General features: G+C 48.3%; 13 protein-coding genes. 12 read left to right on the top strand and 1 reads right to left on the bottom strand.

Annotated elements, in window-relative coordinates:
• Nucleotides 1–30: 30 nt before the first annotated feature.
• Nucleotides 31–1149, bottom strand: coding sequence for a sporulation integral membrane protein YtvI (gene ytvI, locus OF158_RS11370; RefSeq protein WP_014097749.1), 1119 nt, complete (start codon nucleotides 1147–1149; stop codon nucleotides 31–33).
• Nucleotides 1150–1315: 166 nt separating this feature from the next.
• On the opposite strand from ytvI, the gene OF158_RS11365 reads away from it, so the two are divergent.
• The 12 genes from OF158_RS11365 (at nucleotide 1316) to dnaI (ending at nucleotide 15059) form a co-directional block, all read left to right on the top strand.
• On the top strand, nucleotides 1316–1783 hold the full coding sequence (locus OF158_RS11365; RefSeq protein ID WP_035184428.1) for a DUF441 domain-containing protein: 468 nt from the start codon (nucleotides 1316–1318) through the stop codon (nucleotides 1781–1783).
• A gap of 379 nt (nucleotides 1784–2162) precedes the next feature.
• On the top strand, nucleotides 2163–3278 hold the full coding sequence (citZ, locus tag OF158_RS11360) for a citrate synthase (RefSeq protein WP_014097751.1): 1116 nt from the start codon (nucleotides 2163–2165) through the stop codon (nucleotides 3276–3278).
• Between the two features lie 198 nt (nucleotides 3279–3476).
• Nucleotides 3477–4751 (top strand): NADP-dependent isocitrate dehydrogenase, encoded by a 1275-nt coding sequence (gene icd, locus OF158_RS11355; protein WP_014097752.1) that lies wholly within the window; start codon nucleotides 3477–3479, stop codon nucleotides 4749–4751.
• A gap of 71 nt (nucleotides 4752–4822) precedes the next feature.
• A complete protein-coding gene (mdh, locus tag OF158_RS11350; protein ID WP_035184379.1) occupies nucleotides 4823–5758 on the top strand; it encodes a malate dehydrogenase in 936 nt (311 codons plus the stop codon).
• A gap of 181 nt (nucleotides 5759–5939) precedes the next feature.
• Nucleotides 5940–8606: a DNA polymerase I gene (gene polA, locus OF158_RS11345; protein WP_043052489.1), complete on the top strand. Its 2667-nt coding sequence runs from the start codon at nucleotides 5940–5942 to the stop codon at nucleotides 8604–8606.
• Nucleotides 8607–8641: 35 nt separating this feature from the next.
• A complete protein-coding gene (mutM, locus tag OF158_RS11340; RefSeq protein ID WP_035184382.1) occupies nucleotides 8642–9475 on the top strand; it encodes a DNA-formamidopyrimidine glycosylase in 834 nt (277 codons plus the stop codon).
• Between the two features lie 64 nt (nucleotides 9476–9539).
• Nucleotides 9540–10178: a sporulation membrane protein YtaF gene (gene ytaF, locus OF158_RS11335; protein ID WP_014097756.1), complete on the top strand. Its 639-nt coding sequence runs from the start codon at nucleotides 9540–9542 to the stop codon at nucleotides 10176–10178.
• Nucleotides 10179–10194: 16 nt separating this feature from the next.
• A complete protein-coding gene (coaE, locus tag OF158_RS11330; RefSeq protein ID WP_035184385.1) occupies nucleotides 10195–10797 on the top strand; it encodes a dephospho-CoA kinase in 603 nt (200 codons plus the stop codon).
• A 131-nt stretch (nucleotides 10798–10928) separates the two neighbouring features.
• Entirely contained in the window at nucleotides 10929–11963 is a 1035-nt protein-coding gene (locus OF158_RS11325; protein ID WP_035184387.1) for a glyceraldehyde-3-phosphate dehydrogenase, read from the top strand.
• 284 nt (nucleotides 11964–12247) lie between these two features.
• Nucleotides 12248–12706 (top strand): transcriptional regulator NrdR, encoded by a 459-nt coding sequence (gene nrdR / locus OF158_RS11320; protein ID WP_013859905.1) that lies wholly within the window; start codon nucleotides 12248–12250, stop codon nucleotides 12704–12706.
• Nucleotides 12707–12720: 14 nt separating this feature from the next.
• Entirely contained in the window at nucleotides 12721–14118 is a 1398-nt protein-coding gene (locus OF158_RS11315; protein WP_035184392.1) for a replication initiation and membrane attachment family protein, read from the top strand.
• Nucleotides 14115–15059 (top strand): primosomal protein DnaI, encoded by a 945-nt coding sequence (gene dnaI, locus OF158_RS11310; RefSeq protein WP_014097771.1) that lies wholly within the window; start codon nucleotides 14115–14117, stop codon nucleotides 15057–15059. The genes OF158_RS11315 and dnaI overlap by 4 nt, the downstream gene beginning before the upstream one ends.
• The last annotated feature ends 84 nt before the right edge of the window (nucleotides 15060–15143 follow it).

Below are 15143 nucleotides of genomic sequence, written 5' to 3'. Positions count from 1 at the left end.
AAACGCAGAGGCATCCGGCCTCTGCGTTTTTTATATTGTTTTTTTGCCCATAATATAGTTCCAAATGTCATGGAATACATGGGCGCGGATCAGCGCGGTCAGCAACACGAGTGTAATCGGCCCGAGAATCAAGCCAAGGAACCCGACTGTTTTAAAGCCAATAAACAGGGCGATAAGCGTCGCGAGTGGATTCATTCCGATGCTGGACGATAAAATTTTCGGCTCCATAATCTGCCTTTGCACGATCACGACAATGTAAAGGACGGTAAGCCCGATCGCAAGCGGCAGGCTGCCGGTAATGAATTCGTAAATGATCCAGGGGACAAACACAACGCCCGTTCCCAAATACGGCAAAATATCGACAATGCCGCAAACAAGGGCGATTGTAATCGCGTAATCCACGCGTAAAATCAAAAGCCCGATCAGCACAATGACAAGTGTCATGGAAATCAGTGTCAATTCAGCACGGACAAAACCGAAAAGCGCATTGCGGAGGTCGGCAAACACGGTGATCCCGCTTTTTCTTGCTTTTTTCGGCAGTAACAGCTTTCCTTTGCCTGTCAACTGGTTCCAGTCCTTGCTGATGAAAAACGTTGCAAGCAGGGCAAAAATCAGCACGGTTGCCGCATTTGGAATCCAGGAAACAAGCCCCGGCAGTTTTTTAAACAGCCCGGACAGGAAATCACCTGCTGAAGAAGCGATCTTTTGCCCGGCCGCCTGAATGTTTTGCACGATCGTTTCCTGCTGGCCTGCATCGAGATTTTTAAAGAGGCCCGCCAGCTGGTCGTACAGCGGTAAAACTTGGGCGGTGACAAGCGATTCCGAATAATTGACAAGCGTCTGGACATGCTCCGGCAAAACGTCAGCAAGGTAATTCGCCCCCGTTACGATCTCGGCAACAAGCAGCGTAATGATGCCGACAAAGACGCCAATGATCAGAATCAGGGATATCAAAACAGCAAGCGCCCGCGGAAGCCTTACCTTTCTGTCCAGAAAATTGACGAGCGGGTTGATCATAAGCGCGATCAACAGCGCAATAATAAACGGATAAGCGTATTTTACAGCCAGATAAACCGCAAAAAAGCCAACCAGGATGCACAGTGCAACAAAAAGGCCCCGCAGCGCGCGGTGTATGTAAACAGAATTCAAGTCTGACCCTCCTGTATTCGTTAATATGTTATTATTTTACACGGCGGGGGGCGTAAAACAAAGAAAAAGCCGTTTTTTTTGATAGATTTTCTATTTCTATCTTCGCCAAAAATTCAGAAAAAATACCCGGCACCAAAAGATTTTCAGCATGAAAGAAGGGATGCTTATGTACCAGCCGTATTTATTTTTGCTGCTGCTTTTAGCGATCGGATTTGCGGCAAAAAACCAATCGTTAATCATTTCTGTTATCGTGCTACTTGTCCTGAAAGTGGCAGGGCTGGATGCGAAAATTTTTTCAACCCTCCAGTCGAAAGGGATCAACTGGGGCGTCACCATTATTACGATCGCCGTCCTTGTGCCGATTGCAACCGGACAGATCGGCTTTAAAGATTTGTATGAATCGCTCAAATCGCCGTATGCATGGATTGCACTTGCATCCGGTATCATTGTCGCACTTCTGGCCAAAAACGGCATCACCCTGCTTGCGAGCGACCCGCAAATTACGACGGCGCTCGTGCTTGGCACCATTCTCGCCGTTTCTTTGTTTAAAGGGGTTGCGGTCGGGCCGCTGATCGGCGCCGGCATTGCCTGGATGGCCATGAAAATCGTCGAATGGGTGACAAACAGTTTTTAGCCGGGTGGAATTTGCTTAAACATGTAAAAACCGTTGAAAGAAAGATTTTTCAACGGTTTTTCTCCTGCTGCTACAGAAGGGCATATGCTAAAATCAAAATGATTGCCAGCACGGCTGCGAAAGCGCTATACTAAAAGAAGAAATTTGGCTTTTTTCTGTACCAATGTGTTTGAAAATTGTTTATAATGATTTATGTAAGCGGGCGCATGTACGTCAAAAAATAGACAAATATAATTATTATATTATAATAGAGTATGTGATCGCTTGCATATTGCCGGCCGGCAACCGTTATTTATTCCGCAGAAAAATATATACCCCGAAATCAACTTATCTACGTTTGAGATGGGGGAAACAACCTTAAGGAGAAGGAGAGATAAGCATGACAGCAACAAGAGGTCTAGAGGGGGTCGTTGCAAGTGAAACTTCAATCAGCTCGATCATCGATGACACGCTTACATATGTCGGCTACGGCATTGATGATTTAGCAGAAAAAGCCAGCTTTGAAGAAGTCGTCTACCTGCTGTGGCATTTAAAACTGCCGACAAAATCCGAGCTGGAAACATTTAAGCAGGAACTGGCGGATCATATGGAATTGCCGAAAGAAATTTTGGATAGCTTTAAAACTTACCCGATCGGGAAAGTGCACCCGATGGCCGCGCTCCGTACCGCTGTTTCCGCACTCGCGCTTTACGATGATGAAGCAGATGCAATGGACCGGGAAGCAAACTTGCGCAAAGCCATCCGGCTGCAGGCAAAAATACCGGCAATTGTTGCCGCTTTCGCAAGGGTCAGGAAAGGCCTAGAACCTGTCGCACCGCGCAGAGATCTCGGTTTTGCCGCAAACTTCCTGTACATGTTAAAAGAAAAGGAACCGGAACCGATTGAAGTGGAAGCCTTTAACAAAGCGCTTGTACTGCATGCGGACCATGAACTGAACGCATCCACTTTTACTGCACGCGTTTGTGTTGCGACGCTTTCCGACATCTATTCCGGCGTTACCGCTGCAATCGGCGCATTAAAAGGCCCGCTCCACGGCGGCGCAAATGAGCAGGTCATGAAAATGCTCACGGAAATCGGTTCGGTCGATAAAGTGGAAGATTACCTGCATGAAAAATTCATCAACAAAGAAAAAATTATGGGTTTTGGCCACCGCGTTTACAGAAAAGGCGATCCGCGCGCAAAACACCTGAAAAAAATGTCGGAAAAATTGACAGAGCTGACCGGGCAGCGTAAATATTATGATATGTCGGTAAAAATTGAGCAAATTGTCACGAGCGAAAAAGGCATTCCTGCCAATGTAGACTTTTATTCTGCATCTGTCTATCATTGCCTCGGCATTGACCATGACCTGTTTACGCCGATTTTTGCCGTCAGCCGCATTTCCGGATGGATCGCCCATATTTTGGAACAATACGCCAACAACCGGATTATCCGCCCACGCGCGGAATATATTGGCCCGGGCATGCGCCAGTACGTTCCGCTTGAAGACCGGTAACGGGACCTGGACGGGGAACCATCCCGGCTGAATGTATCCGTTATTTTCTTAAAACGCCTGCCCGTTCCTGGAAGACTTTTGAGGATGGGTAAGCGTGCATCTGGTGGGGAAGGACCGGCTCAGGACCATGCGCGGGGCCGGTTCATTCCGTGTACACCACAAGTATAAACTGATATTGGGACTGGAGGAGATTTTGAAATGGCACAAGGAGAAAAGATCACCGTAGAAAACGGCGTATTAAACACACCGAATCACCCGATTATTCCATTTATCGAAGGGGACGGCACCGGCCCTGATATTTGGGCGGCTGCACAGCGCGTATTGGATGCGGCTGTTGAGAAGGCCTATAAAGGCGAAAAGAAAATTGTCTGGAAAGAGGTCTATGCAGGGGAAAAAGCGTTCAATAAAACAGGGGAATGGCTGCCGCAGGAAACGCTTGACACGATCCGCGAATATTTCATTGCCATTAAAGGGCCATTAACCACTCCGGTCGGCGGCGGGATCCGTTCGCTGAATGTTGCGCTGCGCCAGGAACTCGACTTATTCGTCTGCCTGCGCCCTGTCCGTTATTTTGATGGCGTCCCTTCCCCGGTTAAACGCCCGCAGGATACCGATATGGTCATTTTCCGCGAAAACACGGAAGACATTTATGCCGGCATTGAATATCAAGAAGGTTCACCGGAAGTGAAAAAAGTCATTTCGTTTTTGCAAGATGAAATGGGCGTGAAAAAAATCCGCTTCCCGGAAACTTCCGGCATCGGCATCAAACCGGTATCGAAAGAAGGAACGGAACGGCTGGTGCGCGCTGCGATTAACTATGCGATCAAAGAAGGGCGCAAATCCGTTACGCTGGTACATAAAGGCAATATCATGAAATTTACGGAAGGCGCGTTTAAAAACTGGGGTTACGAACTGGCGGAAAGGGAATTCGGCGATAAAGTCTTCACCTGGTCCGAATACGACCGCATTAAAGAAGAAAAAGGCGCGGATGCTGCCAACCAGGCGCAGAAAGAAGCAGAAGCAAACGGCAAGATCATTATCAAAGATGCGATTGCCGATATCTTCCTGCAACAAATTTTGACCCGTCCGCGCGAATTTGACGTCGTCGCAACGATGAACTTAAACGGCGACTACATTTCGGATGCGCTCGCTGCACAAGTCGGCGGCATCGGGATTGCCCCTGGCGCGAACATCAACTACGAAACCGGCCATGCCATTTTCGAAGCGACGCACGGAACGGCACCGAAATATGCCGGCTTGGATAAAGTGAACCCTTCATCCGTTATTTTGTCGGGTGTTTTGATGCTTGAACATTTGGGCTGGAATGAAGCGGCAAAATTGATTATCGGTTCGATGGAAAAAACGATCGCATCCAAAGTGGTCACATACGACTTTGCCCGCCTGATGGATGGCGCAAGAGAAGTCAAATGCTCTGAATTTGGCGATGAACTGATTAAAAACATGGGGAAATAACGGACAAATGATTTACGGCAAGCCGGCTGCCTTTTTACAGCCGGCTGACATTTAAACAAAGGGGGCTCGTCATGCTGAAAAGGAAAAAAATATCGGTCATTGGCGGCGGTTTTACAGGGGCGACAACGGCGTTTCTGATTGTCCAAAAAGAACTGGGGGATGTGGTGCTCGTTGACATCCCGCAAATGGAAAACCCGGTAAAAGGGAAAGCCTTGGACATGTTTGAAGCATCCCCGGTACAGGGGTTTGATGCAAAGATCACCGGCACGTCCGATTATGCAGACACAAAGGATTCCGATATTGTCGTCATCACGGCGGGCGTTGCGCGCAAACCGGGGATGAGCCGGGACGACCTTGTGCAGACAAACCAAAAGATCATGGAAAACGTGACAAAGGAAATTGTGAAATACTCGCCAAACGCCGTGCTGATAGTACTGACGAACCCGGTTGATGCAATGACCTACACGGTTTATCAAACATCCGGTTTTCCGAAAAACCGCGTAATCGGCCAGTCGGGTGTGCTCGACACGGCAAGATTCCGCGCTTTCGTCGCAGAGGAACTGGACGTCTCCGTCAAAGACGTTACCGGTTTTGTGCTCGGCGGCCATGGCGATGAGATGGTGCCGCTCGTCCGTTACGCTTACGCAGGCGGCATTCCGCTCGAAACATTACTTCCCAAAGAGCGCCTCGATAAAATTGTGGAACGGACAAGAAAAGGCGGCGGGGAAATCGTGAACCTGCTTGGTAACGGCAGTGCTTATTATGCGCCCGCAGCAGCATTAACGGAAATGGTGGAAGCCATTGCCAAAGATCAGCGCCGCATCCTGCCTGCCGTTGCTTATCTCGAAGGCGAATACGGCTACAACGGCATTTATCTCGGCATTCCGGTCATTTTGGGCGGCAACGGCCTTGAAAAAATCATCGAACTCGATCTGACACCGGAAGAAAAAGCAGCGCTTGACAAATCCGCCGCCTCCGTCCGGAAAGTCATGGATGCCCTCGCATAAACAGAAAATCCTGCTCCAAATCCGCATGAAGGGTTTGGGGCTTTTTTTCGCGTCTGATCCTCTAAAAATTGCTGGAAAAGGTGATGATCGCGCCTTTTTTAGCGGCAATATTTCATTTATTTTTTTAAAAGCGCCGCGATTTTTCCTTTGCGCCGAATCATGGTAAAATGGGGAAAGGAATATGAACGGATATTCTCCATTTTTCCGGGAGGTTTTGGTTTTGAAAAAATTGATTTTAATTGATGGAAACAGCATTGCCTATAGGGCGTTTTTTGCTTTGCCGCTTTTGAACAATGACAAAGGCATACATACGAATGCGGTTTACGGCTTTACGATGATGCTTTCCAAAATATTGGAAGAGGAAAAGCCGACGCATATTTTGGTGGCGTTTGATGCCGGCAAAACGACCTTCCGCCACGAAACATACAGCGAATATAAAGGGACGCGCCAAAAAACCCCGCCGGAACTGTCCGAACAGTTCCCGCTGATCCGGGAACTGCTCGATGCCCACGGGATTGAACGGTACGAACTGGAAAATTACGAAGCGGATGACATTATCGGCACCCTGTCGAAAAAAGCGGAAGAAGAAGGGTTTATTGTGAAAGTCATCTCCGGCGACAAAGATATGACGCAGCTTGTTTCGCCGAAAACAACGGTAATGATTACGCGCAAAGGGATCACCGATATGGAAGCCTACACGCCTGCGCATGTCGAGGAAAAATACGGGTTAACGCCGCACCAGATCATCGACATGAAAGGGCTGATGGGCGATTCATCCGATAACATTCCCGGCGTGCCGGGCATCGGGGAAAAAACAGCCATTAAGCTGTTAAAACAGTTCCCGACGGTGGAAGAGCTGCTTGACCATATCGGGGAAGTATCCGGGAAAAAACTGCAGGAAAAATTGGAGGCACACAAAGAACAGGCGCTGATGAGCAAAGCACTCGCCACCATTCACCGCGACATTCCGCTTTCCATTTCCATTGAACAGGCGGCATACAGGCACGCCGACCCGGAAAAATTACGGCATTTGTATCAGGAATTGGGTTTTAAATCGATGCTTGAAAAAATGGGCGGGGACACCCTGACGGAAGAAAAACCGGCACTGGAAGCCATTTCTTTTTCCATTGCTGAAGACATTACGGACAACTTGTTTGCCGATGTTTCTTCTTTTTATGTGGAGATTCTCGATGAAAATTACCATACTGGCGAGATCATCGGGTTCGGTTTAAAAAACGAAAAAGGTCTCTTTTTCCTCCGGGCGGAAGACGCACTTTCTTCCGAAGCGTTCAAAAAATGGGTGGAAGATGAAAGCAAAATCAAGCATGTCTACGATGCAAAGCGTTCGATTGTCGCTTTGAGGCGGTACGGCATGGAACTGCGTGGGACCGACTTTGACTTGCTGCTCGTTTCCTATCTTTTGAATCCTTCCGATACGGTCGAAGATTTTGCCTCGGTGGCAAAAACGCATGATTATGGGAACGTGGAAACGGATGAGGCTGTCTACGGAAAAGGCGCGAAACGGAAGCTGCCCGAGGAAAAACGGTACGCCGAGCATATTTCCCGGAAAGCGGAAGCGATTGATGCCCTTTGCGAACCTTGCACAAAAACGCTCAAGGACAACGGCCAGCTTGAACTGTTTGAACAACTCGAACTCCCGCTTTCCCTTATTCTGGCGGATATGGAATACACCGGCGTGAAAGTCGATACCGACCGGTTAAAAGAAATGGGCGCAGAATTTAAACTCCGGCTTCATGAAATTGAGCAGCGGATTTACAGCATGGCCGGCACTGAATTCAATATCAATTCGCCGAAGCAGCTTGGCGTCATTCTTTTTGAAAAAATGGGGCTGCCTGTCATTAAAAAAACAAAAACGGGCTACTCCACGTCTGCCGATGTGCTTGAAAAACTGGAGCCTGCCCACGAAATCGTCAGGGAAATCCTTCATTACCGGCAGCTTGGGAAACTGCAGTCCACCTATATTGAGGGGCTCTTAAAAGTGGTCCACCAAGATGGCAAAGTCCATACGCGTTTTAACCAGGCATTGACGCAGACCGGTCGGCTCAGCTCGACGGATCCGAATTTGCAAAATATCCCGATCCGCATGGAAGAAGGCCGGAAAATCCGCCAGGCGTTTGTCCCGTCGGAAGAAGGCTGGCTCATTTTTTCATCGGATTACTCGCAGGTGGAGTTGCGGGTGCTCGCCCATATTTCCGGCGATGAAAAGCTGATTGAAGCGTTCCGCGAAGGCATGGATATCCACACGAAAACGGCGATGGAAGTTTTCCATGTAAAAGCGGAAGAAGTAACGTCTGAGATGCGGCGCCAAGCAAAAGCGGTCAACTTCGGAATCGTATACGGCATCAGCGACTACGGGCTATCGCAAAATCTCGGCATTACCCGCAAGGAAGCAGGCGAATTTATCAAACGGTATTTTGCGTCCTACCCGCGCGTTAAGGAATATATGGATGAAATTGTCAGGGAAGCCAAGCAAAAAGGCTATGTCTCCACCCTTTTAAAGCGGCGGCGTTACTTGCCGGAAATTTCAAGCCGGAATTTCAACTTGCGCAGTTTTGCTGAAAGGACGGCCATGAATACACCGATCCAGGGAAGCGCAGCCGATATTATTAAAAAAGCGATGATCGATATGGCAAAAAGGCTGAAAAAAGAAAAGCTGCGGGCGCGGCTGCTGCTGCAGGTCCATGACGAGCTGATTTTCGAAGCGCCGGAAGAAGAAATTGAAGTGCTGAAAGAAATTGTGCCAGAAGTGATGGAGCATGCCGTAGATCTCGCTGCTCCCCTGAAAGTGGATTCCGCATACGGGCCGACCTGGTTTGATGCAAAATAGCTGCAGGCAACAAAGAAAGGAAAGAGGAATCAAGCATGCCGGAATTACCGGAAGTGGAAACGATACGAAGAACGCTGGCACAGCTTGTTGCCGGTGAAACGATTGAAAGCGTAACGGTACTTTTGCCAAAAATGGTCAAAAAGCCGCTTCACACAGAGGCGTTTGCCGATGCTCTGGCCGGTGAAACGATCCGTTCGCTCGGGCGGCGCGGCAAATTTCTCATTTTTTACACGGACCATTACGCGCTTGTCTCCCATTTGCGCATGGAAGGGCGATACTGGGTTTATGACCAAAATGAACCGGTTGAAAAGCATACGCATATGATTTTTCATTTTCAATCCGGAAAGGAACTAAGGTACAAAGATGTCCGCAAATTTGGGACAATGCATTTGTTTTTAAAGGGGGAGGAATTGTCCTCTCTCCCGCTTTCAAAACTCGGCCCTGAGCCGCTATCCGATACGTTTACGGAAAAATATTTATACGGCCAACTAAAGAAAACGGAACGCAATATCAAAACCTGTTTGCTCGATCAGACGGTCATTTCCGGGCTCGGGAACATTTATGTGGACGAATCCTTGTTCCGTGCTCACATCTATCCGGAGCGAAAAGCAAAGTCACTGACAAAAAAAGACGTGCATCTTTTACACAGCGAGATCATTCAAACGTTGCAGGAAGCCGTTGAAAAAGGCGGCAGCACGGTCCGTTCCTATGTAAATTCGCAAGGACAGATGGGCATGTTCCAGCTCGAGCTGTATGTTTACGGCCGGAAAGGGGAGCCGTGCCGGAAATGCGGCACCCCGATTGAAAAGATGGTTACAGCAGGCCGCGGCACCCATTACTGCCCGAATTGCCAAAAGAAACGCAGATAACGGATTGAACATTGGCCAGGCCCCCTCCATACACTGATAGCAGCGATGCAAAACGGAAGGGGCGATGGCCGTGGGTTTCCGGCTTTCGATTTTGCTATTGGCATTGGCGGTTAGCATGGATAATTTCAGCACAGGTTTTACATACGGGCTGCGGAAGATGAAGATTCCGCTTAAGTCCCTCCTCATCATCGCCGTTTGTTCGGGGGCGTCTTTATTTCTTTCCGTGCTGTTCGGGAAGAGCCTGCTCCACTGGATTCGCCCGGAAACGGCAAACCGGATTGGCGGCGTGATTTTAATTTTGATCGGGGCATGGGTGATGGTCCAGTTTTTTCGGTCAAACGACGAAAAAGAAGAACCCGGGGAAAAAGTCGTGCTCAACTTTGAAATCCGCTCATTGGGCGTCGTCATCCATATTTTGAAAAAACCGACGAGCGCGGATTTTGACCGTTCTGGGGCCATTACCGGCATCGAAGCGGTTATGCTCGGGATTGCGCTCTCGCTCGATGCATTCGGTGCCGGGATCGGTGCGGGCATCATGGGCTACTCCCCGTTTCTGCTCAGTTTTCTTGTTGCCGGTATGAGCTTTTTGCTTGTCTCTTCCGGCATCCGGCTCGGCATGCTGTTTTCCCGGCTGCAATGGATCCGGAAAATTTCCTTTATACCAGGTGTTCTCCTCATTTTGATCGGTATATGCAAGTTTTAACAAGGCAGGTGGGAATATGGCAAAGATTATCGGCTTAACAGGCGGGATTGCAAGCGGCAAAAGCACGGTGTCCAATATGCTGAAAACAAAAGGGTTTACGATTGTCGATGCGGATATTGCCGCAAGAAAAGTGGTCGAACCCGGCGAACCGGCGTATGAACAAATCATTGAAGCGTTCGGCGAAGGGATTTTGCTGCAAGATCTCACGCTTGACCGGAAAAAACTCGGGGCACTCATTTTTGCGGATGAAGCACTCCGGATGAAACTAAACAGCATTGTCCACCCTGCAGTCCGGGCCTGGATGACGCGGGAAAAGGACCGGGCAATTGAAAATGGGAAAAAAACCGTCTTTCTGGATATCCCGCTTCTTTTTGAAAGCCGGCTTACCTATATGGTTGAACGCACCATCCTCGTTTACGTGGATGAAGAGACGCAGTTAAAGAGATTAATGGCCCGAAATGGCCTTTCAGAAAAAGAAGCGCAGATGCGGATCCGGGCGCAAATGCCGCTGAGCGAAAAAAAGGCACTGGCGGATGCGGTGCTCGACAACAATGGCAGCCTGGAGGAAACAAAACAGCAGCTTGAAAAAATCGTGTCAGAATGGAAGCTCGTTCCATGATGGGTACATCATGGTTTTTTTTATGCAAAAATAGGGGAATAACGCTACATAACTTTTAAAATATGATATACTAATTGATGAATAATGGATTAAAAGTATGTCATTTATTATTCGAAGGAGTTGTCTGCACTGTGGAAACAAAAATTGCGATTAATGGGTTCGGCCGCATCGGCAGAATGGTTTTCAGAAAAGCCATGATGGATGACGCTTTAAATATTGTGGCGGTGAATGCCTGCTATCCGGCGGAAACACTGGCACATTTGATTAAATATGACTCCATCCACGGCGTATTTCCCGGAGAAGTGGAAGTGGAAGAAGAGGAAGCACTCATTGTAAACGGCAAACGCATTCGGCTTTTGGCGGAACGCAATCCGGCCCAACTGCCGTGGGGAAAAATGGATATTGATGTGGTAATTGAAGCAACCGGAAAATTCAATGCAAGGGAAAAAGCCGCGCTCCATCTTCAGGCAGGCGCGAAAAAAGTATTGTTGACAGCACCCGGGAAGAATGAAGATGTCACGATTGTTTTAGGAGTAAATGAAAACGTTTTAGATATCGAGCGGCATCATATTATCTCGAACGCTTCCTGCACCACAAACTGCCTGGCACCAGTCGCGAAAGTGCTTGATGAACAATTCGGGATTGTAAACGGCCTGATGACAACGGTCCATTCTTATACGAATGACCAGAACAATATTGACAATCCGCATAAAGATTTAAGGCGTGCCCGGGCCTGTGGCAAATCGATCATTCCGACGACAACCGGGGCGGCAAAAGCGTTAGGCCTTGTTCTCCCGCAACTGAAAGGGAAACTACACGGCATGGCGCTGCGTGTTCCGACCCCGGATGTATCGCTAGTGGACCTTGTCGTCGATTTGAAAAAAGAAGTGACGGCGGAAGAAGTGAATGATGCATTTAAGGCGGCGGCGAAAGGCTCGCTGCAAGGCATTTTGGACTATACAGAAGTGCCGCTCGTTTCTTCGGATTATACGACAAATCCGTACTCGGCCATTGTCGACGGCTTATCCACGATGGTCATGGATGGAAGCAAAGTCAAGGTGCTGGCCTGGTACGATAATGAATGGGGCTATTCTTGCCGCGTCGTACAACTGGCACAGCTCGTCGCGGAAAAAATGGAAGAAACCGGGAAAATCAATATTGCCTAAGCCGAACGGAGCAGCACCAGCCTGCTCCGTTTTCGTTACCAGTTTTCAGAGCCGCGCCGGAGGATGACTTGTGCGGGACGCTGACGAAATAGAAGTGTAAACCTTTCTATTCTATTGATGGATAGATGAAAAGTGAGGACTTTTCCGGATATACAAACAGAAGATACATCCAATATGTTCTGCATGGATGAATTTCTTTCGGGAATAGGATGAACCTTTCTGTTGTCTATTCACCTTCTTTTATATATGATGGTAGTAAGAATGTATCAGAACGGGGGGTTCATATGAAATGTCCGTCTTGCCATAGCAACAATACGCGTGTGATCGATTCAAGGCCGGTGGACGAAGGCCGTTCCATCCGCAGAAGGCGTGAATGCGAAGACTGCTCGTACCGCTTCACCACGTTTGAAAAAGTGGAAGAAACCCCGCTCATTGTCGTGAAAAAAGACGGCAACCGCGAAGAATTTAACCGTGAGAAAATTTTGCGCGGGCTGATTAAAGCGTGTGAAAAACGGCCTGTGTCGCTGGACCAGCTTGAAAAAATCTCCATGGAGATCGAAAAAGAAATCCGCAGGCAAGGATATACAGAAGTCAGTTCCACCCTGATCGGGGAAATGGTGATGGACAGGCTGTCGAAAGTGGATGAAGTGGCCTATGTCCGCTTTGCTTCCGTTTACCGCCAATTTAAAGACTTGAATGTTTTTCTCGATGAACTGAAAGAATTGCTCAACAAGAATGCTTAAACGGAGTGCCTTTTATGAAACCGATTTGGAATGAAATACAGCCAGCTGACCGTTATCGTGCATCGTCAAACGGCCTGCTTCAGGACTACGATCAAAAGGTCATTTCGCTCCTGTACCAGCCGTTAATCGGGCCGCAATGTTACAGCCTGTATATGACATTATGGAATGAAGTGGAAGTCGGCCGGCTCTGGTCCGAAGACTGGAACCATTACCATCTGATGAGCTTTTTATCCATGAATTTGTCTGAAATTTACGAAGCCCGGCTGAAGCTTGAAGGCATTGGGCTTTTGAAAACATATATGAAACAAACGGACGACATCCGCATGTTTATATACGAACTGCAGCCGCCCCTGTCCCCGGAACAGTTTTTCAACGACGGTTTGTTAAATGTTTTCCTGTACCGGCAGCTCGGCAGAACACATTTCCAGCGGTTGAAACACTTCTTCTCCGACCGCGCCGTAGAACCGGGTGAGTACCGGGACATCACCCGCTCATTCCAGGATGTGTATGCCGCAAAAATCGGCCCCGAAGTGCTGAATGAGGCGGAAGCGCAGCAAATCAGCCGACTGGAAGAAAACCGCCGCTATATCGAAAAAACCGCCGCCCCGGTCATAAAAATCGAAAACACCCATTTTAATTTTGACCTTTTATATGCAAACTTACGTGATGAACTGATTCCGCTGCGTGCCATTACGCCGGAAGTCAGAGAAGCGATTGTGAAGCTTTCATTTTTATACGGTTTAAATGAACTGGACATAAAGAAAATTTTGCTCCAGGCATTGACGGCAGACTTGGAAATCCGGGTGGAAGATTTGCGGAAAATCGCGCGCAGCTGGTACCAGATTGAACATCATGATGAACTGCCGCGCCTTGTTGACCGCTTCCAGCCAGAAGCGGATGCGAAAGAACGAAAAGAGCCGGAAAACGATGAGGAGAAATTTCTCCGCTACCTGGAAACGACTTCTCCGAGACAAATGCTGATCGATTTTTCGGGCGGCAGCGAACCGGCGAAAGCAGATCTTGCCGCCATTGAAGAAGTCATGTTTGCCCAGCAGCTTCCCCTTGGCGTTGTAAATGTACTGATCCAATATGTTTTGTTTAAAACCGATATGAAGCTGTCGAAAAATTATTTAGAAAAAGTGGCTTCCCACTGGGCGCGCAAAAAACTGAAAACCGCCAAGGAAGCGATGGCGTTTGCCAAAAAAGAAGACCGCCAGTACAAACAATGGCTGAACAATAAAGAGAAGAACGGCACCGGACGGAGAAAGCCGGTCCGGGTTGAAAAGCTGCCGGACTGGTTTAAAAAAGAAGACCAAAAAACCGCTGCGGCCGCGGTCCAAGCCGATGGCGAGTCATTGGAAGAAAAAAGAAAAAGGCTTGAAAAAATACGTGAACAATACAAGAAAGGGTGAAGGCGGTGGAAAACATAAATGAGACACTCAAAAGGCTTTCATCCAATCCTAGTTTCCGCAAGCGTTATGAAGAAATGAAGCAGGAAATCATCACGCATCCCGACATCCGCGCTTTTTTGGATGCACACCGCGGGGAAGTCACAAGGTCGATGATTGAAAAAAGCTGGATGAAACTGTACGAATTCATTTCACAGGAAAAAAACTGCAGCCGGTGCAAAAGCCTTGGCGAATGCGTGAATATGATGAAAGGGTATGTGCCGGAACTCGTTATTGAACATGGCAATATTGAGATCCACTATAAAAGGTGCCAGAAGAAAATATTGGAGGATGAGCGCAATAAAACGCGCAGGCTGATCCAAAGCATGCACATGCCGAAAAAAATATTGGAGGCGTCCTTTGGTGATTTTTTCCTTGAACAAATGGGGCGTCTTGATGCATACGATTTTGCGCATCGCTTTGTCCGTGAATACGAGCCGGGCAAAAAAATGAAGGGACTATATTTATACGGCAATTTCGGCGTCGGCAAATCGTATTTGCTTGGTGCAATTGCGAACGAGCTGGCGGACCTGAAACAGGTCTCTTCTTTAATCGTGTACGTGCCTGAGTTTTTCCGCGAAATGAAGGACTCGATCGGCGACCACTCCACCGGGGAAAAGCTGGATACGGTGAAGCAAGTGCCCGTATTGATGCTGGATGATATCGGTGCGGAAACGAACTCGAGCTGGACGCGGGATGAAGTGCTCGGCCCGATTCTCCAATACAGGATGCAGGAAGACCTTCCCACTTTTTTTACATCCAATTTCAGCTATGAGGATTTAGAGTACCATTTCACTTATACCCAGCGCGGGGAAAAGGAAGAATTGAAAGCAGCGCGCATTCTCGAGCGCATCAAATATTTAAGCGCCCCTGTCCGAATGGAGGGGCCGAACCAGCGGGCCTGACCCTTGCATGAGGGGGCCCGCCTTTTTCATTTCGTAACGCTTTCCCGTCTTCTATTTGCTGATGCCACTTCATATACATAAGGT

The sequence above is a fragment of the Weizmannia sp. WK01 genome (assembly GCF_025905465.1).
GTDB lineage: Bacteria > Bacillota > Bacilli > Bacillales > Bacillaceae_C > Weizmannia > Weizmannia faecalis.
Note: the sequence above shows the minus strand (reverse complement) of the source record. Positions and strands in the feature narration are given on the sequence as shown.